Source organism: Streptomyces sp. NPDC051320, from assembly GCF_040682175.1.
Taxonomy (GTDB): Bacteria; Actinomycetota; Actinomycetes; order Streptomycetales; family Streptomycetaceae; genus Streptomyces.
In genome coordinates this window covers 304136-325543 of sequence record NZ_JBFBAL010000005.1, presented here as the reverse complement: position 1 = coordinate 325543, position 21408 = coordinate 304136, and the positions used below count along the sequence as shown (strand labels likewise).

The 21408-nt window shown below is 69.3% G+C and carries 17 protein-coding genes; 11 read left to right on the top strand and 6 right to left on the bottom strand.

The annotated features are described in order from the left end of the window. Window positions 1-429: 429 nt before the first annotated feature. Entirely contained in the window at window positions 430-1032 is a 603-nt protein-coding gene (locus tag AB0M87_RS14210) for a transglycosylase SLT domain-containing protein (RefSeq protein ID WP_365852444.1), read from the top strand. 161 nt (window positions 1033-1193) lie between these two features. On the opposite strand, the gene AB0M87_RS14205 is transcribed toward AB0M87_RS14210, so the two are convergent. The 3 genes from AB0M87_RS14205 to xsc form a co-directional block, all read right to left on the bottom strand. Continuing rightward, entirely contained in the window at window positions 1194-1877 is a 684-nt protein-coding gene (locus tag AB0M87_RS14205; RefSeq protein ID WP_365852442.1) for an HAD-IA family hydrolase, read from the bottom strand. Between the two features lie 47 nt (window positions 1878-1924). Then, window positions 1925-3025 (bottom strand): phosphate acyltransferase, encoded by a 1101-nt coding sequence (locus AB0M87_RS14200; RefSeq protein WP_365852440.1) that lies wholly within the window; start codon window positions 3023-3025, stop codon window positions 1925-1927. A 198-nt stretch (window positions 3026-3223) separates the two neighbouring features. Further along, window positions 3224-5032, bottom strand: a complete 1809-nt coding sequence (xsc, locus tag AB0M87_RS14195) for a sulfoacetaldehyde acetyltransferase (RefSeq protein ID WP_365852438.1) — start codon at window positions 5030-5032, stop codon at window positions 3224-3226. A gap of 169 nt (window positions 5033-5201) precedes the next feature. Here xsc and AB0M87_RS14190 point away from each other — a divergent pair, with 169 nt between their 5' ends. Genes AB0M87_RS14190 through AB0M87_RS14180 form a run of 3 tightly spaced genes read left to right on the top strand, consistent with a single transcriptional unit; the run spans window position 5202 to window position 8835 of the window. After that, window positions 5202-6017, top strand: coding sequence for an IclR family transcriptional regulator (locus AB0M87_RS14190; RefSeq protein WP_365852436.1), 816 nt, complete (start codon window positions 5202-5204; stop codon window positions 6015-6017). Between the two features lie 15 nt (window positions 6018-6032). After that, entirely contained in the window at window positions 6033-7091 is a 1059-nt protein-coding gene (locus AB0M87_RS14185; protein WP_365852434.1) for an AAA family ATPase, read from the top strand. 1 nt (window position 7092) lies between these two features. Further along, window positions 7093-8835, top strand: a complete 1743-nt coding sequence (locus AB0M87_RS14180) for a cobalt chelatase (RefSeq protein ID WP_365852432.1) — start codon at window positions 7093-7095, stop codon at window positions 8833-8835. Here AB0M87_RS14180 and AB0M87_RS14175 read toward each other — a convergent pair. After that, entirely contained in the window at window positions 8832-10295 is a 1464-nt protein-coding gene (locus tag AB0M87_RS14175; protein ID WP_365852430.1) for a PLP-dependent aminotransferase family protein, read from the bottom strand. The genes AB0M87_RS14180 and AB0M87_RS14175 overlap by 4 nt on opposite strands. Before the next feature lie 389 nt (window positions 10296-10684). Between AB0M87_RS14175 and ald the strand changes: the two genes are divergently transcribed. From ald to AB0M87_RS14155, 4 genes are all read left to right on the top strand, one after another. Further along, complete coding sequence (gene ald, locus AB0M87_RS14170) at window positions 10685-11800, top strand: alanine dehydrogenase (protein WP_365852428.1); 1116 nt, start codon at window positions 10685-10687, stop codon at window positions 11798-11800. Window positions 11801-11925: 125 nt separating this feature from the next. Beyond that, on the top strand, window positions 11926-13296 hold the full coding sequence (locus AB0M87_RS14165; protein WP_365852426.1) for an aspartate aminotransferase family protein: 1371 nt from the start codon (window positions 11926-11928) through the stop codon (window positions 13294-13296). 318 nt (window positions 13297-13614) lie between these two features. Beyond that, complete coding sequence (locus AB0M87_RS14160) at window positions 13615-15081, top strand: amino acid permease (RefSeq protein ID WP_365852424.1); 1467 nt, start codon at window positions 13615-13617, stop codon at window positions 15079-15081. 150 nt (window positions 15082-15231) lie between these two features. Further along, entirely contained in the window at window positions 15232-15927 is a 696-nt protein-coding gene (locus AB0M87_RS14155; RefSeq protein WP_365852422.1) for a DUF899 family protein, read from the top strand. An 81-nt stretch (window positions 15928-16008) separates the two neighbouring features. On the opposite strand, the gene pepE is transcribed toward AB0M87_RS14155, so the two are convergent. Then, the gene (pepE, locus tag AB0M87_RS14150; protein WP_365852420.1) at window positions 16009-16737 is read right to left on the bottom strand and encodes a dipeptidase PepE; all 729 of its coding nucleotides are present in this window, start codon (window positions 16735-16737) and stop codon (window positions 16009-16011) included. A 29-nt stretch (window positions 16738-16766) separates the two neighbouring features. After that, the gene (locus AB0M87_RS14145) at window positions 16767-17594 is read right to left on the bottom strand and encodes an IclR family transcriptional regulator (RefSeq protein WP_365852418.1); all 828 of its coding nucleotides are present in this window, start codon (window positions 17592-17594) and stop codon (window positions 16767-16769) included. A gap of 147 nt (window positions 17595-17741) precedes the next feature. Here AB0M87_RS14145 and AB0M87_RS14140 point away from each other — a divergent pair, with 147 nt between their 5' ends. The 3 genes from AB0M87_RS14140 to AB0M87_RS14130 are packed head-to-tail and all read left to right on the top strand — an operon-like array spanning window position 17742 to window position 21408. Beyond that, window positions 17742-18695, top strand: coding sequence for a DUF1177 domain-containing protein (locus AB0M87_RS14140; protein WP_365852415.1), 954 nt, complete (start codon window positions 17742-17744; stop codon window positions 18693-18695). Next, window positions 18695-20083 (top strand): cytosine permease, encoded by a 1389-nt coding sequence (locus AB0M87_RS14135; protein WP_365852413.1) that lies wholly within the window; start codon window positions 18695-18697, stop codon window positions 20081-20083. Before AB0M87_RS14140 ends, AB0M87_RS14135 begins: the two co-directional genes overlap by 1 nt. After that, window positions 20080-21408: a M20/M25/M40 family metallo-hydrolase gene (locus AB0M87_RS14130; RefSeq protein WP_365852411.1), complete on the top strand. Its 1329-nt coding sequence runs from the start codon at window positions 20080-20082 to the stop codon at window positions 21406-21408. The genes AB0M87_RS14135 and AB0M87_RS14130 overlap by 4 nt, the downstream gene beginning before the upstream one ends.

The following is a 21408-nucleotide window of genomic DNA, read 5'->3' as shown; positions in this document are numbered from 1 at the left end:
CATCGCCGCAACCGACCGCACGAGTATGCACCGAAGCGCGGGGCGGGGCGTTGCTGTGTTCGGGGTGTGACGCGCAGTGGGAAATCGGGGGTGCGAGGGCGGGGGTTTGTGAGCTCGGGCATAGGGTCCGCGTCACACAGGACCGCCCCTAGTAGACGGACGGCCGGGCTTTCCCCCCTGTCACACGGCCTCCCCCACCCCCTGTCCGTTTTGTCACTATCTGGGGTCGTAGGTCACACCATTGCCAGCAGCCCAGACCCTCTCGCAAGGTGTTGGACATACCGGGGAGCCGAGCGCCGGACCGGGCGGAACACACCGCCCGTCATCCAGACACCGGCCCCACGACACGCACCACGGCCCCAGCGCCACACCCGTGTCGCCGACCCCCCAGTCGGCCTCCCCACGACGTCCCCCTGGAGAGGTACCCCCATGACTGCCACCACCCGCCGCATCCTGAACCCCCGCAAGACCTCCCTGGCCTGCATCGCCGCTTCCGGCGCCGCCGCCTGCGCGCTGTCCCTGGCCCCGCACCCGGCCCACGCCACCGAGCGCGCCCACACCGCACCTGTGTCAATCTCCGCCATCGCCGCCGCCCACACCGCCCAGCAGCCCGACCACGCCGAGAAGGCCGCCCAGCACTCCCCGGCGAAGAAAGCCCCCGGCGCCGAACACGCCGACACCGTCGCCGAGATCGTCAAGAGCAAGAAGTACAGCAACAACCTCGACGGCTGGATCCGCGAGTCGCTGGCCATCATGAAAGCCAAACACATCCCCGGCAGCTACCAGGGCCTCTACCGCAACATCATGCGCGAGTCCAGCGGCAACCCCCACGCCCAGAACAACTGGGACGTCAACGCCCGCAACGGCATCCCCTCCAAGGGCCTCCTCCAAGTCATCCAGCCCACCTTCGACACCTACCACGTCAAGGGCACCAAAAACAGCCTCACCGACCCCGTCGCCAACATCGTCGCCGCCGCCAACTACGCCGCCGACAAATACGGCTCGATGGACAACGTCAACTCCGCCTACTAACCCGCCCAACCGACCACACACCACCCCAACCACCTGAGTCCCTGGGACGGCCGCCCCCTCCAGGAACAGCAGGACTCAGGTTCTGACGAGGGCCGGAACCGGTACACCCACCCGTTCCGGCCCCCGCCCCTCCCCCCACCCCACACCCTGGGGTGCACGGCTCAGCTGCCGCGCAGGACGTCCGGGAGACGACGGATGGAGTCGATGACGTAGTGGGCTCCGGCGGCCCGCAGTTGGAGCTCCGTGTGGGCTCCGGTCAGGACGGCGACCACCAGACCCGCTCCGGCGCGCAGGCCCGCCTCGACGTCGTACGGAGTGTCGCCGACGACGACGGTGTGGTGGACGGAGGGCGTCCTGGTGCGCAGGACGGCGGTGAGCACCATGTCGGGGTGCGGTCGGCCGCGACCGGCGTCGGCCGGCGAGAGCACCTCGTCGGCGAGGTCCAGCCAGCCGAGGGATGCCAGCAGGCCGTCGCGGGTCCGGGGCGAGAATCCCGTGTTGAGGACGACGGCGACGCCGGACGCCCTGAGGGCTTCGATGGTCTCCCGCGCTCCGGGGATCGGTGTGCAGCGGCCGGCGGCGACGAGTTCTGCGTAGGCTCGCTCGAAGATGTCGTTCGCCCGGCCCGCGTCGTCCGGTGCACCGAGAAGATGACGGAACACGGAGATCTTGGACTCGCCCATGGTGGCACGGACGTGGTCCATCATGCGGGCGTGGGGTTCACTGCCTTCCGCTGTCCATGGGGCAAGGGCCTGGACGAAGGCGTCCTCCACGGCGCCCGCATCGGTGACCGTGGTACCGGCCATGTCGATGACGGCGAGGCTGATTTCGTCGCGGGACCCCATGCGCTGAGCAGTCCGGGGAGCGGTGTGATGAGCAGAGGCAGAGGGTGTCAGGGGCACGGTGCTTCCTCCGGTGCTTGGTTGCTGCGGACGATGTCCGCCTGCAGGGCGGCTGCCAGGGCGAGGGCCGCGATGTCCGATCCGGTGCAGCCGCGCGAAAGGTCGTGCAGGGGTGCGGCAAGACCCTGGAGCAGTGGGCCGACGGCGGCGGCTCCGCCGGCCCACTGGGCGATCTTGTAGCTGATGTTGCCCACGGCGAGGCCGGGGAAGATAAAGGTGTTGGCTCGGCCTGCGACGTCCGATGCGGGCGCCTTGGACCGGCCGATCGCAGGGACAGCCGCCGCGTCGTACTGCAGCTCGCCGTCGACGACGAGGTCCGGTGAGGTGGCACGGACCAGGCTCAGAGCCTCGCGCACCCGGTCCACCTGCGGGTGGGAGGCGCTGCCCTTGGTGCTGAAGGACAGCAGCGCCACCCGGGGTGGCTCGCCGGTGAGGGCCCGGTAGGTGACGGCGGTGGCCAGGGCGATGTCGGCGAGTTCTCTACTGGTCGGGTCGACGACGACCGCGCAGTCGCCATAGCCGAGCAGGGCGCCGTCGGGCATCACCATCAGGAAGCTGCTGGAGAGGGTGCGGATACCGGGGGCGAGGCCGACGACGTGCAGTCCGGCCCGCAGTACGTCTGCGGTGGGGCGGTTGCTGCCGGCGACACACGCGTCGATGTCCCCCAGGCGCAGCGCTGTCGCGGTGAGGTAGAGGGGATCGGCGGCGAGCGCGCGCCGTCCGGCGAGTGCGAGACCGCGCCGGGAGGACAGCGCGTCCGCGAGGGTGCCGGCGCAGCGGTCGTCGGCAGCCAGCGCTGCCGGGTCGAGAAGGTCGAGCCGGTCGGGGTCGTCGGGCAGCTTCAGGCCGAGTTCGGCCGCACCCGCGCGGATGTGTGCCGGGTCGCCGACCAGTACCGGGGTGACGGCGTGCTGTTCGGCGAGGTGGACCGCGGCCCAGAGCGCCCGTGGGTCGGTTCCTTCGGCCAGGGCGACGCGGGGGCGGCGGGGGGCAGGCCGCAGCCGCTGTGCCCAGGTGTCGCGCAGGTGCTGCACAGCGGCTCCGGCCGGTCCTGCAGGGGGCCGCGCCGGGGCGAGCGGGTCGATGAGCATGGGGCAGTTCCCTTGACGTGGGCGGACCGGGGTCGGTGCACGGGCCGTGGCGCCCGGATTCCGGAAAGGCGCCGTGCGCGTGAGGGGCGCGCACGGCCACCGGTGCGGAGGCCCTGGCCCCTGGCAGGGCAGCCGGGGCCGGGACCTCCGCAGTCGCAGCCGGACGTGAGGGCGCGAGCGCCCGCCGGCCGGAGTCCCTCAGACGTAGTCCTGGTACTTCTCCAGGTAGCGCACCGGCTTGGACAGCGCGTCGCGGCGGAACGGGTCGCCGAGCTCACGGGTGCACATGATTTCGATGACCGTGGTCCTGCCCTCGTTCATCTGGGCGTCGACGGCCTTCTGCAGGGCCGGACCGACATCGGACAGCTTCTCCACGACGATGCCGTCGGCGCCCATGGCCTCGGCGATGGCGGCGAAGCTTTCGTTCTCCAGCTCTCCCGCGATGAACCGCCGGTTGTAGAAGTCGACCTGGTTCTTCTTCTCCGCGCCCCACTGGCGGTTGTGGAAGACGACGGCAGTGACGGGGATGTCGTGCCGTACGGCGGTCATGATCTCGCCCATGCTCATGCCCCAGGCGCCGTCTCCCGCATAGGAGATGGCCGGGCGGTCCATGGCTGCGGCCTTGGCTCCGATGATGGTCGGCAGGGCGTAGCCGCAGTTGCCGAAGCTCATCGGCGCGAAGAAGGAGCGGGGCTCCTCGAAGCGCAGATAGCTGTTGGCGACGGAGTTGATGTTGCCGATGTCGGTGGAAACCATGACGCGGGGCGGCATGGCGCGCTCCAGCTCCCGCAGCACTTCGCGCGGGTGCAGCCAGTCGCCCTCCTCTTCCTCCTGCTCGGCGATCATGTCGAGGCTGAACGGGTCCTTCTCGTGGGTCCAGGCGCTGAGTTCTTCCTCCCACGCGTCCTGTTCGGCCTTCATGGTGGCGGCACGCCGCTCGCGTGTGGCGTCGCAGTCCAGGGTCCGGCCGGTGAGTCGTTCGGTGAGAGCGGCGGCAGCGTCCCGAGCGTCGCCGCAGATACCGACCGTGATCTTCTTGACCAGGCCGAGCATCTTGTGGTCGGCGTCGATCTGGATGATCTTCGCGTTCTTCGGCCAGTAGTCCATGCCGTGCTGCGGCAAAGTGCCGAACGGACCGAGGCGGGACCCCAGCGCGACCACGACGTCGGCCTGCGCGATCAGCTTCATCGCCGCCTTGGAGCCCTGGTAGCCCAGCGGTCCGCACCACTGCGGGTGACTCGCCGGGAACGAGTCGTTGTGCAGATAACTGTTGACGACCGGGGCGCCGAGCCGCTCGGCGAGTGCTTTGCACTGGTCGACCCCGTCGGCCATGACGACGCCGCCGCCCGAAATGATGACCGGGAATTCGGCGGTGGCCAGCAGTTCGGCGGCCTCGTTCAGGCTCTTCTCACCGCCGGCGCCGCGATCCAGCCGGTTCGGCCGCGGGATCTCGGTGTTGATGTCACCGTAGAAGTAGTCGCGCGGGATGTTCAGCTGGGTCGGGCCGATCTCGGACATGGCCCGGTCGAAGGCGCGGCCGGTGAACTCGGCCATGCGGTTCGGATTGTTCACGTGGGCCTGGTACTTGGTGAACTCCTGGAACATCGGCAGCTGGTTGGCCTCCTGGAAGCCGCCCAGGCCCATGCCCATGGTGCCGGTCTCCGGGGTCACGATGACGACGGGGCTGTGCGCCCAGTACGCGGCCGCGATGGCGGTGACACAGTTGCTGATGCCCGGGCCGTTCTGGCCGATGACGACACCGTGCCGGCCGCTGACCCGGGCGTACCCGTCGGCCATGTGGGCGGCGCCCTGCTCGTGGACGACCGGCACCAGGCGGATACCGGCCGGCGCGAAGATGTCCATGGCGTCCATGAACGCCGAGCCCATGATGCCGAAGATGTCGGTGACGTCATTGGCCACCAGCGTCTCGACGAACGCCTCCGACGGGGTCATCCGCTGCGGGCCTGCGGCGACAGTACGGCTGGTGTCCGCGGGGTTCTCGCTCATGGTTCCACTCCTTCAGCACACCGGATCTCTTAAAGAATCGGTACGTGGCGTTCCTGAAATCAGGATCTGAGTGGACCATAGGAGTCCTACCTCGCTCCGTCAACGGGATGTTCCGAAAATCGATACCTGATACGCTAGTTTCCGGAATTTGGATCTACCTGGAGCTACCGTGGACCTGTCTCGAGAACCCGACTCCGCCGCACTGAACGGCGACACGCCGACCATGCGGCTCTTCGCGCTGCTCGAACTGATCGCTTCGAAGGACCAGTTGGTCTCACTCCAGGGCCTGGTCGAGGAGACCGGCATGCCCAAACCGACGCTGCACCGCATGTTGCAGCAGTTGGAGAGCGCGGGCCTGCTCATTCGCCAGAGCGACGGCAGGCACTACGGCACCGGATCGAGGCTGCGGCGGCTCGCCGAGAACCTGCTGCTCAACGCCACCCATCACGGTGCACGCCACGCGGTGCTGCGCAGTCTGGTGGACGAGCTCGGCGAGAGCTGCAACATCACCACGCTCTCGGGCAACGAGATCGTCTATCTCGACCGGGTGGAGACCCCCGAGCCGCTGCGCTTCTATTTGCGGCCCGGTTCCCGGGTGCCCGCCCACTGCTCGGCCAGCGGCAAGATGATCCTCTCCCAAATGCTCCCGGCGCAGCGGCGCAAGCTGCTCGCCCACGCGCCGCTCAAGCAGTGCACCCCCAACACAGTGACCGATCTCGAAGCTCTGGAGGAGGAGTTCCGGCGCGTGCGCCGAGACGGATTCTCGCTGGACGACGAGGAGTTTCTGCCCGGTCTGGTGTGCGTGGCCGTCCTCGTGCCCACCGCGGGCACCCGTTCCAACCTGTGCGTCGCCGTGCAGGCACCCGCCGTACGGCTCACCGCCGACAAGGCCCTGCAGGTCCTGCCCGCGCTCCAGCGCGCCGCTGCGGCGATCAGCCGCATCGAGGCGGAGGGAACGCCGGACGGCGGCACCGACTCCCCCTGATGAAGGGAATTCCCCATGACGACCTGTACCGCGACCGCGGGCCACACCGACGGCGCGGCGGAGGCCGAGCCCGCTCCTCCGACGTCCGCACCGGACGTCAGGCTGGCCGTGAAGGACGTGTTCGGCATCGAATCACCCCTCACGGTCCCCGCATTCTCCGCGCCGTCCGAGCACGTGCCCGAGACCGATCCCGCCTACCGGTTCAACCCCGATGTGACCCTGGCTCTGCTGGCCGGCTTCACACACAACCGGCGGGTGCTGGTCCAGGGACTGCACGGCACCGGCAAGTCCACCCATATCGAGCAGGTAGCTGCCCGGCTCAACTGGCCCTGCGTACGCGTCAACCTGGACGGCCACCTCAGCCGCCTCGACCTCGTCGGAAAGGACGCGGTGGTGCTGCGCGAAGGCCGCCAGGTGACCGCCTTCCAGGAAGGGATCATCCCGTGGGCGCTGCGCCGGCCGGTCGCCCTGATCCTCGACGAGTACGACGCGGGGCGCCCGGACGTCATGTTCATCATCCAGCGGCTGCTGGAACGGGAGGGCAGATTCACCCTGCTCGACCAGAACGCGGTGCTGCGCCCGCACCCGCAGTTCCGGCTGTTCGCCACGGCGAACACGGTGGGTCTGGGCAACCTCAACGGGCTCTACCACGGGGCGCAGCGCCTCAACCACGCCCAGATCGACCGCTGGAACATCGTGGCGGCCCTCAACTACCTGCCCGCCGACGAGGAAGCGGCCATCGTACGGGCACGCGTCCCCGCGTTCGCCGACGAGGCGGGACGCGAGCTGGTGACCGCGATGGTGGCGGTCGCCGCGCTGACGCGTGCGGGGTTCCGCGCGGGCGATCTGTCGACGCTGATGTCTCCCCGTACGGTCATTACGTGGGCGGAGAACGCCGAAATATTCGGCGACTGCGCCGCGGCGTTCCGGCTGTCCTTCCTCAACCGCTGCGACGAGGGCGAACGCCCCGTCGTGGCCGAGTACTTCCAGCGCTGCTTCGGCAGGGAGCCCGAGCAGCCGGAACGGGTGTCCGGTCACAGCCCGCTCGTCGGCGAGCCGGTCCGGGGCGCCTGAGGTGGGCGGTACCCAGGCCGCGGCCCGCAACCGGCAGCAGGTCCAGGAGCTGTGCGGGGCAGCGGTCCGCGCCCTGTGCGGTGTCCCGGACCTGCACTTCCGCGGCGGGCGGCCGCACCGCGGGCGGCAGGCGCTCCCGGTGTTCGCACCGCATCTGTATCCCTCCGCGCAGGACGACTTCGGCTCCTTCCGGGGCGCGGCGGACGGCCTGGCGCTGCGTCTGGCCCACTCCGACCAGGAACTGCACCTGCGGCTGTGCCCGGACGACCGGACGGCGCGGCTGGTCTTCGAGATGCTGGAGCAGTTCCGGGTCGAGTCGCTGGCGCCGGCGCACCTGCCCGGGATGGAGCACAACCTGCAGCATCGCCACGAGCAGTGGTCGCTCGCCTTCCACCAGTCGGGGCTGACCGAAACAGCAAGCGGCCTTCTCCTCCACACGGTCGCGCAGGTGTGCCGGGCCAGAATCACCGGACGCCCGGTCGTCGAGGAAACCGAGGGGGTCATCGAGGCCACCCGCGGCGCCCTGGCCCCGGTGATCGGCCATGAGCTGGCGGGGCTGCGTCAAGACCGCTCGGAACAGGCCCGATTCGCCGTGCATGCCCTGACGATCGCCCGTGCCGTGGCGGGGATGACGGCTTCCGCCGGGGCGCCCGCCCGCCGGGGCCGCGCGGAGTGCGACGACGCACGGCCCGCTCCCGCACGCAACGGATTCACCCTGCTGACGGAGTTCGATGACGGCCCGGGAGGCAGCGCCGCCGCGCTCCACGGCACGGACACCGGCGAGGACGACGGTTACCGCGTCTTCACCACCGTCTACGACCGGCAGTGGCGTGCGGGCACTCTGGTGCGCCCCGCGGCGCTGACCGGTTACCGCGAGCGTCTCGATCGCCGGATCGCCTCGCAGGGCGTCAACCTGTCCGCAATCACGCGGGAGTTGGCGGCGCGGCTCGCGTCGCCCACGACCCGGGGCTGGGACGGCGCGCAGGAGGAGGGGTACATCGACGGCCGCATGCTGGCCCGGCTGATCGGATCCCCGACCGAACGGCGGGTGTTCAGGGCCGAGCGGACCGAAACGGCGACCGATGCGAGGGTGACGTTCCTGATCGACTGCTCGGGCTCCATGAAGGAGTACGGCGAAGCGCTCGCCCTGCTGGTCGATGTGTTCGCCAGGGCACTGGACCGGGCCGGGGCCGAGTGCGAGGTTCTGGGCTTCACCACCCGAGCCTGGAACGGCGGACGGGCCCGGCGCGACTGGCTGCGCGCCGGACGGCCGCCGCGACCCGGGCGGCTCAACGAACAGTGCCACCTGGTGTTCAAGGACGCCGCAACCCCGTGGCGCACCGCCCGCCGGGACATCGCCGCGCTGCTGAAACCGGACCTCTTCCGTGAGGGTGTGGACGGCGAAGCAGTAGCCTGGGCGGCCCGCCGCACCGCGGGCACAGCGGCGGAGCGTGGCCCCGGTAGCCGACGGCTGCTGTTCGTGCTCTCGGACGGTGGCCCGATGGACACCGCGACACAGCTCACCAACGACCGGTACTTTCTCGACCGGCATCTCCAGGACATGGTGGCGCGGTACGAGCAGTCCGGCGCGGTAGAGGTCTACGGGGTCGGGCTGGGTCTCGATCTGAGCCCGTACTACCGCCGTTCCCGCGTCCTGGACCTCTCGCGAGGCCCGGACAACGGGGTGTTCCGGGAGATTCTCGGCCTGATCGGCAGTGATCCGCCCCCGGCAAGCGCCGCCTAAGCCGCCGCCAGCATCCTCTCCACCAGCCCGCCCAGAATGCTGATGCCCGGGTCGATCGCGGGTACCTGTGGAGCCGCGAAGCCGATCCGGAAGTGGTTCAGTGGCGGCTGCCCCGAGAGGAAGTAGATGTCGCCGCGCTCGATGAGCACGCCGCGCCGCTGGGCCAGCTCCACCAGTTTGCGGCAGTCCAGTTCGCGTGGCCCGGTCATCCACAGGCTCACCCCGCCCTGCGACGGCGCGGTGTGCCAGGGCAGGTGGGTGTTGACGGCAGCGGTCATGGCCTCCCACTTGCGCATCAGCTGGCCCCGGTAGCGGCGGACGGCGCGGTGGTACTCGCCCGACTGGATGAGCAGCGCGAGGGCGCGCTGGATGTGCCCGGACGGATGCCGTACGGAGTAGCGCCGCAAGTCACGTAGTTCCCTGATGAGTTCGCGGGAGGCCACCATGTACCCCATGCGCAGTCCGGGTGCCAGAAACTTCGAGAACGTCCCCAGATAGACGACCTGGCCGGTGCTGTCCAGCCCCTTCAGCGCGGGGGTCGGGCTGCCCTGGTAACGGAACTCGCTGTCGTAGTCATCCTCGACGATGACCGTGCCGCTTTCCCGCACCAGCGAAAGAAGCTCCCTGCGCCGTCCGATACTCAGCGTGACGTTGGTCGGATGGTGGTGGGACGGCGTCACATGCAGCAGATCCACCCCGGCCAGACCGGCCGGCGGGACCACCCCGGCGGAGGTGACCGGCAGCGGGAGCAGCCGGGCCCCGGCCCGTACGAAGATGTGTCTGGCGTCCAGATAGCCGGGGTCCTCCACGGCCACGGTCGAGCCCGTTCCCAGCAGGGCCCGGCTCAGCAGGTCCAGCCCCTGCTGGGATCCCACGGTGACCAGGACCTCGTCCGGCGCGGCCTCCACCCCGCGGGCGGGCAGTAGTTGGCGGCAGAGCATCTCGACCAGCAGCGGGTCGTCGGCGGCGATGCTGTCCTGGAGACTGTACTGGGCGTGCGGCTGGTAGAGGGCCTCGTTGAGCGCTCTGGACCAGTCGCGGGCGGGGAAGGCCCGCAGGTCCACCTGCCCGGCGAGGAAGGGGTACGGGTAGTCGGCCCAGTCGGGCAGCTTCTCGATGTGCGGCAGCCGGTCCTCGGGGTGACCGCGCAGCCGCGCCCCCCAGTCGAAGCGCTCGGCCGGCGGGCGCACCTCCACCGCGCAGTAGGGGCGCATCTCGCGGTTGACGAAGATGCCCTGCCGTTCGCGGCTCTCCACGAACCCCTCGGCGACCAGCTCCTGGTAGGCCGCGTTGACGGTGTTGCGGGACAGGCTCAGCTCCCGGGCCAGCTCCCGCGATGAAGGCAGCCTCCGCTCGGCGTCGATGGTTCCGACGGCGATGCCGTGTTCGAGCGCTTTGCGGATCTGCCGGTAGAGCGGCTCCCCCGACGTCCGGTCGATTTCGATCAATGTACGTGGCATACGCGCCTCCTGCGGATGACGTGGGCCGCGCGCGGCCCACCGGGCCGGGCCCCGGGCGCGGTACTCCGCTGTCCCCATCCGGCAGGCCGCTTCCGGGCTGCTCGGGGGTACCAGCTGACCGGCAGCGTAGCCGTGGAACAGCCTTTACTCCAGAGGTCGAAGCGGGCGAGATGCCGGGATCCCGCTTCCGGGCTGGACCCGTCGGACTGCGCAGAACTGGCGCTTTCCCCCGGACCAGCCGGTCGGCAGTCTGGTGGTGCATTCAGCACGGTGTGCCCCGCCGGGGCACCCGTCCGCATTGCGGGTCAGCCGTTCCGGGCCTGCCCCGGCACGGCTCCAGCGCTCCGGCACGAGCCGCAAGCGCCCCGCATCACCGAGGGGAGATCGTCGTGAAGATCGGGATTCCGCGCGAGGTCAAGAACCACGAATACCGGGTGGCCATCACTCCCCCCGGCGTCCATGAGCTGGTCCGGGCCGGTCACACCGTCAAGGTCGAGAAGGATGCCGGCACCGGCTCGTCGATCGCGGACGCCGACTACGTCCGGGCGGGCGCCACGATCGCGCCGACCGCCGATGAGGTCTGGGCGGATTCAGCGCTGGTACTGAAGGTCAAGGAGCCCGTCGCGGAGGAATACCACCGCATGCGCGCCGACCAGACGCTGTTCACCTACCTGCATCTGGCGGCCTCCAGGGAGTGCACGGAGGCGATGCTGGAATCCGGGATCACCGGGGTGGCGTACGAGACGGTGCAGCCGGTCGACGGCTCGCTGCCGCTGCTCTTCCCGATGTCCGAGGTAGCCGGTCGACTGGCGCCGCAGGCCGGCGCCCACCACCTCACCCGGGCGGCGGGTGGGCGTGGCGTACTCATGGGAGGCGTCTCAGGGACCAGGCCCGCCAAGGTCGTCGTGATCGGCGCCGGGGTGTCGGGGATGAACGCGGTGGCAGTGGCTACCGGTATGTGGGCCGACGTGGTGCTGCTCGACAAGAACATCGACAAGCTACGGGCCGCCGACCGGATGTACGGGGGCCGGATCACCACCGTCGCCTCCAACGCGTACGAGGTCGAGGCGGCGGTTCTGGATGCCGATCTCGTCATCGGCGCGGTGCTGATCCCGGGCGCCAGGGCGCCGAGGCTGGTCTCCAACGACCTGGTTTCGCGCATGAAGCCGGGGTCGGTCCTCGTCGACATCGCCATCGACCAGGGCGGCTGCTTCGAGGACTCCCGGGCGACCACCCACGCAGATCCCGTCTACCGCGTGCACGGCTCGGTCTTCTACTGCGTCGCGAACATGCCGGGCGCGGTGCCGAACACCTCCACCTACGCGCTGACCAATGTCACGCTTCCGTACGTTCTGAACATCGCGAACAACGGGATCGCCGCCGCCGCGGAGTCGGACGCCGCCATCGGGCGCGGCATCAACATCGTGGGCGGCCAGGTCACCTATCGCCCGGTGGCCGAGGCGCACGGTCTCAAGTACGTCGAAGCCGAACAGGCGCTCGTCTAGGCCGCCGCGGCACTCGTCCGGGCGGCATCGACGGGCCGGCTCAACTGCCGCCGCATCCAAGCACATCCGCAGTCCACCGCACACCACTCGCCCGGCGGCTGCCGGGCCAGGAGGGGAGATCAATCGTGACCACCGAGTCCGCGTTCCGTGCCAGGGCGCAGCGCCATCTGGGGCAGCACTTCACCCGCCAGGATGTCTGGCGGAGCGACGAGCTGCCGGTCTTCGTTCGGGGCGAGGGATGCTATCTGTACGACGAACAGGGCCGGCGCTTCCTCGACGGTCTGGCGGGCCTGTTCTGTGTGAACATGGGTCACAGCCGCGGGGACATCGTCACAGCCGCCACCCGGCAGATGGAGACGCTGGCCTATTCGACCAACTGGGGCGCCGCGCACCCGCCTGCTGTGGAAGCGGCGAGCCTGATCGCAGAACTCGCCCCCGGGGACCTGGAGGTCACGTGGTTCGTGAACTCCGGCTCGGAGGCCGTCGAAACGGCGATCAAGTTCGCCCGGCAGTATCACCGCAGCCAGGGCCACTCCGAGCGTACGAAGATCATCAGCCGTGACATGTCCTACCACGGCGTCACCCTGGGCGCCCTGTCGGTCACCGGCCTTCCCAAGATTCGCGATCCGTTCCTGCCGCTGCTGCCCGGCATCCGGCATGTGCCCAACACGCTCGGCCACACCGGCGACTGTGGACCTGCCGACGAGCTGGATTGCGTGCGGGCGATCGAGGCCGCCATTCTCGAAGAGGGCCCCGAGACCGTCGCGGCCGTCTTCGCCGAGCCGGTGCAGAACGGGCGCGGCGCGCTCGTCCCGCCGGACGGATACTGGCGCGAACTGCGCCGGATCTGCGACCGGTACGGGGTCCTGCTCGTCGCCGACGAGGTCATCTGCTCCTTCGGGCGGCTGGGTCACTGGTTCGGCAGCGGCTATTTCGGCGTGGTGCCGGACATGATCACCTTCGCGAAGGGCTCCACTTCCGGCTACGCCCCGCTCGGCGGCATGATCGCCCGTGAGCCGCTGGTCCGCGGGCTCTACGAGGCTCCCGGCGGCGGAACGTTCACCCACGGCGCCACCTGGGGCGGGCACCCGGTGTCCACCGCCGTCGCGGTCGCCAACATCACCGCGATGCGGGACGAGAAGGTCCTGGACAACGTCAGCAACCTCGGGCCCGAACTCCGCGCCGGCCTCGACGAGATCAAGCGGCGCCACCGCGTCGTCAAGGACGTACGGGGCATGGGCTTCTTCTACGCGGTCGAGCTGACCGCAGACCGTGACACAGGGCGCGAACTCAGCCCGGAGCAGGCGCAGAAGGTGCTGCGTGAGGTGCTCCCGCAGGCGTTCAGGAAGACCGGGGTGATCCTGCGACCGGACGATCGCGGCGCGACGATGCTGATGATCTCGCCGCCCCTGGTGGCCGACCGTGAGGTGCTCGACGAGTTGCTCGCGGCGGTCGACGTGATGGCCGGCGATGTCCAGAAGAGCGTCACCGGCTGACGGGAAGCAGCCGTATGCCGGTGCGGCGGGAGAAACGGTCCTCCTCCCCGCACCGGCTGCCCCGCTGTGCACCCGCGTACGCCTTCACCGCCCCTGACCGGAATTCCACCCCCGTTCCCCTCGTGAATACGCGTGAATACGCGTGAATACGCTGCGGAGATTCCGGTGGAACCGGCGGTGGGACCGGAACCCAGGGACTGGTACCGGGTCAGCGGCCCGTCCTGGATCTTCCTCATGCATCCACTTTTCAGCCAACATTCCGGGCACTGCTGATTTCTCGACGGCAGCTCCACGCACTTTCCGACATAAGGGGTCCCCGTGGCAGAGAACAACGGGTCCGGCGAGATCGGACGCGAAGAGACCGGAGGGGCCGGACTCCGGAGCGAACTCAAACAGCGGCACATGACCCTGATCGCGCTGGGCGGGGTGATCGGAGCAGGGCTCTTCGTCGGCAGCGGAGTGGTGATCGACGAGACCGGGCCGGCCGCGATCATCGCGTTTCTGCTGGCCGGCGGGCTTGTCATCCTCGTCATGCGGATGCTGGGCGAGATGGCGGTGGCCCGGCCGGCGGTCGGCTCCTTCTACGCGTACGCCCGGCTCGCCCTGGGCAACTGGGGCGGCTTCACCATCGGCTGGCTCTACTGGTACTTCTGGGTCAACGTGGTCGCTCTGGAAGCGGTGGCGGGCGCCAACCAGATCCATGCCTGGCTGCCCGCGGTCCCTCTGTGGGTGGTCAGCCTCTGCCTGATGGTGCTGCTCACCGGGGTCAACATGTTCTCGGTGCGTTCGTTCGGGGAGTTCGAGTACTGGTTCTCCTCGATCAAGGTCGCCGCCATCACCGTCTTCCTCGTCGTCGGCCTGGTCTTCGTCCTCGGTCTGTGGCCCGGAGCCCATGCCGACGTCAGCAATCTGACCCAGCACCACGGTTTCGCCCCGCACGGCGTCGGCGCGGTGCTCACCGCCGTGATTCCGGCAGTCGGCTTCTTCACCGGCGCCGAGATCGCCGCGCTGGCCGCCGCCGAGTCCAAGAACCCGCAGCGCAGTGTCGCCAGGGCGACCCGCTCGGTCGTGCTGCGCGTCCTGATGTTCTACGTGGGCTCGATCTTCCTCGTCATCGCGATCGTGCCGTGGAACGACCCGTCGGTGGCGCAGGGCCCGTACGTCGCGACGCTGCAGCACATCGGGATCTCCGGCGCCGGCAACCTCATGCGCGTGCTGATCCTGGTCGCGGTGCTCTCCTCGCTCAACGCCGGCCTCTACAGCGCCTCCCGGATCGTGTTCGCCCTGACCGGGAACAACGACGCGCCGCGCAGCCTGACCAAGCTCAGCAAGCGGGGCGTACCCCGGCGCGCGATCCTGCTCGCGACGGTGCTCGGCTATGTGTCGGTGATCATCGCGTATGTCTCGCCGGACGCCGTTTTCTCCTTCATCGTCCACTCCTACGGGGCGGTCGCGCTCTTCGTCTATCTCCTGGTCGCCCTCTCCCAAGTGCGATTGCGGCGGCGGCTGGAGCGCGAGGACCCGGGGTCGCTCACGCTGAAGATGTGGTGCTTCCCCTATTTGAGCTGGTTCACCATCGGCGCGATGGCCGTGGTCATCATCACGATGGCGGTCCTGCCGTCCACCCGCTCCGACTTCGCCGCCAGCGTGCTGACACTCGCGGTGGTGCTGGGCGCGTACGGAATCCGTGCCTACCGTGCCCGCAGTCAGGCGCGTACGGACGGCGGTCCCGCCGCGACCGGCCCTGAACCGGTGTCCCGCCCTGTTCTGGACTCCCAGAAGTGATGTCGAAGCCATACCTGCGGCAGCCCGGTGATCGGGGCAGCCCTGTACAACGGCCAGGCACCTGTCCCACCAGGCGACCGATGAGTTCCGGGGCCCGGGGCGGTCTGTCTCTGCACAAGCAAAAGCTGCGCACGAGCTCTGTGAGGGACCATGACCACCCACGCACTACCGCCCGTCGTCGACGCCGCAACCTGGGAACGCCGGCTCGAGGACCTGCGCGCCCGGGAGAAGGCCGCGACGCGGGAGCTTGACGCCATCGCCGCCGAGCGTCGTCGTCTTCCGATGGTCGAGATGCCCGACTACACCCTGGAGGGCGAGGACGGCGCCGTTCGACTGGCGGACGTCTTCGAAGGCAAGAGGCAACTGATCGTCTACAACCACATGTGGTTCGCCGACAAGGAATGGCAGTGCCCGGGCTGCACGGGCTTCACCTCGCAGTACACCCGCCTGGCCTTCCTGGACAACTACGATGCGCGCTTCGTCGTCGTCACCCCGGGCCCGATCAAAGAGGCACTTGCCTACAAGCAGCGGGTCGGCAACCGGATGACGTGGTACTCGACTGCCAACAGCTCATTCGGCGCCGACGTCGGCGCACCGCCGGACGGAGGATTCGCGGTCAACGTCTTCCTGCGCGACGGCGACACCGTCTACCGCACCTGGCACACCAACGGCCGGGGAACCGAGCAGCTCAGTCACACCTTCGCGCTGATCGACGTCCTGCCGTACGGACGGCAGGAGCGATGGCAGGACTCGCCCGAGGGCTGGCCTCAATCGCCCACCTACAGCCGGTGGGCGACGTCCCAAGACATCGCGGCGCTCCACGGCTCGGGCTCAGGCGGCGGCTGAACGACCTGCAGCACGGTCGACGAGCAGGTGAACCGGTGTGCCGACCGGGCTGCTGCCGGCCCTCGTCCCGGCGCTCGACGATCAACGCACCGGGGCGTCGAACCGCGGTGTCGTCGTGAGCAGATGAGAGACGTCCGACCCCACCGGAAGCTCCTGCGGCTGTGCGCCGCGGTTGAACAGCCGGGCGGGGCGGGCGCCCTGCACCCGGGCCTGGCGGCCGTCGACCCGCAGCCATGACCCTTCGCGCAGGCCGAGTACCGGCACGTCGTTCTCCTCCAGGAACTCGGTGAGCCGCTCCGCGCGGGTCTCGCCCTTGTGGGTGCTCTCCGGGTCCGGGTCCAGATAGTGCGGGTTGATCTGGAACGGGACGAGGCCGAGTGTCTCGAACGACGGCGGCTGCACGATGGGCATGTCGTTGGTGGTACGGAGGGTGGGTGCTGCCATGTTCGTCCCGGCGCTGGCCCCCATGTATGGCAGCCCGCCCCGGACAGCTTCGGTCAGGGCGTCGCGCAGACCGGTCCGGTACAGAGCGCTCAGCAGCCGGAAGGAGTTGCCGCCGCCGATGAACACGGCGTCGGACGCGGCGAGTTCCGCGACCGGGTCGGTGTTCTCATGGACGCCGCGGACACTGATGCCGGACGGCGCGAGGGCGTCGCGCACGCGTGCGGTGTACGTGGTGTGGTCGGCGAGAGCGTACGGGACGAAGGCCAGTCGGGCCCCGGAGGGCAGGAACGCGGCGACGGTGTCGAGGGCGTGTTCCAGATAACCGCGGCCGTACTGGGTGGAGTTGGAGAGCAGCAGCAGATTCACGAGTTTCCTTTTGGTTTTGTTCTGATGCGTCAGTCGGTGCGGGGGCGGCGGGCGCGCGGCTTCGGGCGCTGCGGAGGGTGGGTGAGCCGCCTCTCCAGCAGCTGGGCCGCGTGGCGCAGCGCGTCGAGCCGGTCCTCCGGCGCCCCGCGGAAGAGCGCCTCGGCGCCGCCGAGGCTGAGGCTCCCGTACGGTTCCCGCCCGAGGAAGACCGGGACGGCGACGGTCGCAATACCGGTGTCGTACTCGCCGACCGTCCAGGCGTATCCCTGGGCGCGGACCCTGAGGAGCTCCTCCTCCAGCCGGTCCGGATCGGTGACCGTCCGGTCGGTGAAGCGGGCCATCGGGCGGCCCCGGAAGAGCCGGTGGCGCTGCTCGTCGGGCAGATACGCGTAGTACGACTTACTGGTGGCCCCGGCGTGCGCCGGGTAGAGCTCGCCGACCAGCGGGTAGTAGCGCAGCGGCCCTGCCTCCCCTTCCTCCGCGGCGACGCACCGCATGTGGAAGCTGTCCGGCAGACAGAACAGGACGGTGTCGCCGGTGACCCGGCGCAGTTCCTCCAGGACCGGTCCGGCCAGCAGCTCCAGCGATCCGGAGCGTTCCCAGAGTCTGCCCAGGCGCAGCACGGCGGGGCCGATGCGGTAGCGGCGCGTAACCGGATCCGAGACCAGGAAGCCGCGCCCCGCGAGAGTGGCGAGCAGCCGCTGGGCCACCGAGGTGTCCCAGCCGAACTCCTCGGCGACCTCGCTCACGCCCAGGTCGGGCCGGGTCCGCTCGAAGGCGAGCAGTACCAGGAGCGCCCGGTCGACGGTTTGCAGAGCCCCGGCCGGGGTGCGCCGGTCCAGATCGAAATCCGCCATCGTCATCTCACCATTCAGACCTGAATTGCAAATAACGGGAAACAGTTGCGCTCAAGGCTATCCGATCCCGAATGTGGCCTCAGCACCCAGCCCCGCGCGCCCTGTCGGGTGTCGGCCCGGGTGCCCGGATGAGTGAGAAAGGCCCCCATGTTGAAGCACGTGCTGGACATCGTCGATCTGCTGGACGATCCCCAGGTCAATGGCAAGACAGTCGTCGACTACCTCGACTCCGTAGCCGGGGCCGAGGGCTCGTCCGCACAGGTGACCACAGTCGCCGGCGAGCAGGGCTCGACGGACTTCGTGATGGTCCGCATCCCGGGCGCCCGAGGGCGTACATCCGGAGGCGGCGCCCGCACGCTGGGCGTGGTGGGCCGGCTCGGCGGGATCGGCGCCCGGCCCGAGGTGACCGGCATGGTCTCCGACGCCGACGGCGCGGTCTCCGCCATCGCCACCGCGGCCAAGCTGCTCGACATGCGCCGCCGGGGCGACGTGCTGCCCGGCGACGTGATCGTCGCGACCCACATCTGCCCGAACGCGCCGACCGAACCGCACGATCCGGTGCCGTTCATGGGCTCGCCCGTGGACATCGCCACCATGAACCGCCACGAGGTGACTGGCGAGATGGAGGCCGTGCTCTCCATCGACACCACCAAGGGAAACCGGATCATCAACCACAAGGGCCTCGCCCTGTCTCCCACCGTCAAGCAGGGCTGGGTGCTCCGGGTCAGCGAGCAGCTCGGTGAGCTGCTGGCCGTGGTGACCGGTGAGCCGTTGGTCACGTACCCCGTGACCACGCAGGACATCACCCCATACGGTAATGGGGCACACCACATCAATTCGATCCTGCAGCCCTCCACCGCGACGGCCGCCCCGGTCGTCGGCCTTGCCATCACCTCGGCCGCCGCGGTGCCGGGCTGCGGTACGGGCGCGAGTCACGAGAGCGACATCGCATCCGCCGCCCGCTACGCCGTGGAGGTCGCCAAGGCCTACGGCAACGGCCACCTGGACTTCCACGACGCGGTGGAGTTCGAAAACCTCGTCAACCGCTACGGGTCGCTGGCTCACCTGCAGACCTTCGGCCGTACACCCCAGGAGTCCTGATGGCAGCCGCCCCGCAGGCCGAGGCACTGGCCCCCGAGGCCAAGAGCATCGGCAGCGACGACTACGCGCTCTCCCGCGTCCCGCGTGACGAGCGTTTCGGGTTCTGGTCCATGCTGCTGCAGTGGCTGGCCCAGTCCGGCTCGATATCGCAGTTCACCCTCGGCGCCACCATCGGTGTCGGCATGACCTTCGGGAACGCCTTCCTCGCCTTCACGCTCGGCGCTGTGATCCTGGAGGTCGTGATCTTCGCGATCGGCCTGGCCGGGATGCGCGAGGGTCTGGCGACCCCGTTGCTGACCCGCTGGGTCGGCTTCGGGCGCAACGGCTCGGCGCTGGTCAGCTTTGTCATCGCGGTCAGTCTCGTCGGCTGGTTCGGCGTCCAGAACACGATCTTCGGCACCAGCGTCTCGGCGCTGGTCGGCGGCCCGTCCTGGATGTGGTGCGTACTGGCGGGCATCGCCATCACCGCCCTGGTGATCTTCGGCTTCCGTTATATGGCCGTCTTCGCCAAGGTCGTGACGCCGCTCTTCTTCGCGATGGTCGCCTGGTCGATCATCGCGACACTGAAGGACCACTCCCTCAGCGACCTGATCCACTCGCCGGCCCCCGGCCGGACGATCCCGCTCGCCGTCGCCGCCACCGCCATCGCGGGCGGTTTCATGACCGGCGCGATCGTGGCCCCGGAGATGACCCGGTACAACAGGAAGGGCTCGCACGTCTTCCTGCAGAGCGCCTCGTCGATGATCCTTTCCGAGTACATCGTCGGTCTGACCGGTGTACTCCTGGGCCACCTGGTGCGGAGCAACGAGGTCTCGCACATCGTGCTGTCCACCTCCGGTGCCTTCGGTGTCATCGTGGTCCTGATGTCCACCGCCAAGATCAACGACTGGAACCTGTACGGCTCATCCCTCGGCGTCGTCAACTTCTTCCAGGTCGTCTTCGGCAAGCGGATGCACCGCGGCGCGGTCACGATCGCCCTCGGCATCGCCGGCACGGTACTGTCCGCGGTCGGGATCATGACCCACTTCACCGAGTTCCTCTCCATCCTGGGCGTCGCGATCCCGCCGGTCGGCGGGATCATCGTGGCCGAGTACTGGGTCGTGAAGCGAATGCGGGCGCCGCTGGACGCCACCCGTGAGGCCGAGACGCTGCCGACGTCATCGCCGACCTGGGTGCCGATGTCCCTGGCCATCTGGATCGCGGCGTTCTGCGTCGGCAAGTTCTACGACGGCGGCATCCCGGCCCTGAACTCGCTGGCCACCGCCTTCATCCTGTACAGCGTCCTGGGCCTGCTGGGCTGGGTGAAGCCGTACGGCACCTCCACCCTGGCGGATGAGGACAGCGCGGTCCCCGCCGCCCACGCGACAACCTCTGTGGGAGCAGCATGACCACCCCCGGCACCACCGCTTCGTTCGTCCCGGCCTCCGACGAGGCCCAGGACGAAGTCATCGAACTGTGCAGCGAACTCATCAGGTTCGACACCTCCAACCCCACCAGCGACGAGCGCGCGAGCGCCGACTGGGTGGTGGGGCGCCTCGCCGATGCGGGTATCGGCTCCCAGCTGATCGAGTCCGCCCCGGGCCGTGCCAGTGTCATCGCCCGGATCGCGGGCAGCGACCCCGAGCGCGGTGCCCTGCTGGTCCACGGCCACCTGGACGTCGTACCCGCCGACGCCTCCGAGTGGCAGGTACCGCCGTTCTCCGGCGAGATCCGCGACGGGTATCTGTGGGGCCGCGGTGCGATCGACATGAAGGACACGGTGGCCGTCATGCTGGCCACCGCCCGTCACTTCGCCCGTACCGGCACCAAGCCGTCGCGCGACCTGGTCCTCGCCTTCCTCGCCGATGAAGAGGCAGGCGGCAGGTTCGGCGCCCACTGGCTGGTCGAGCACCGGCCGGAGCTCTTCTCCGGGGTCACCGAAGCGATCGGTGAGGGCGGCGGTTTCTCCTTCGCCATCGACGACACCCGTCGCCTCTACCCGATCGAGAACGCCCAGCGCGGCATGGCCTGGATGGAACTCACCGCCACCGGCCGGGCCGGCCACGGCTCGTCGCCCAACGACGAGAACGCGGTCACCGACCTCGCCGAGTCGCTGACCCGCATCGGCCGCGAGACCTTCCCGATCCGCCTGATCGAACCGGTCCGCGCCCTGCTCGAAGAGGCAGCCCGTCTGTTCGGTGTCGAGTTCGACGAGAACGACATCGAGAGCAGCCTCAACAAACTCGGTCCGGTCTCCGACTTCATACAGGTGGTGCTCCGCAACTCCGCGAACCCCACCCTGTTCAACGCCGGCTACCAGACCAATGTCATCCCCGGAAAGGCGACCGCCCGGGTGGACGGCCGCTTCCTGCCCGGCCACGAGCAGGAACTGATCGACACCATCGACAAGCTTCTCCTCCCTTCGGTCACCCGCGAATGGGTCAACCACGACATCGCGCTGGAGACGACGTTCGACGGCCCGCTCGTCGACGCCATGTGCGCAGCCGTCCGCGCCGAGGACCCGGACGGCCACCCGGTCCCGTACTGCAACCCCGGCGGCACCGACGCCAAGGCCTTCACCCACCTCGGCATCCGCTGCTTCGGCTTCAAGGGCCTCAAGCTCCCGCACGACCTGGACTACGGCCGCCTCTTCCACGGCGTGGACGAACGCGTCCCGCTGGAGGGCCTGCGCTTCGGCGTCCGCGTCATGACCCGACTCTGGCAGAGCTGCTGA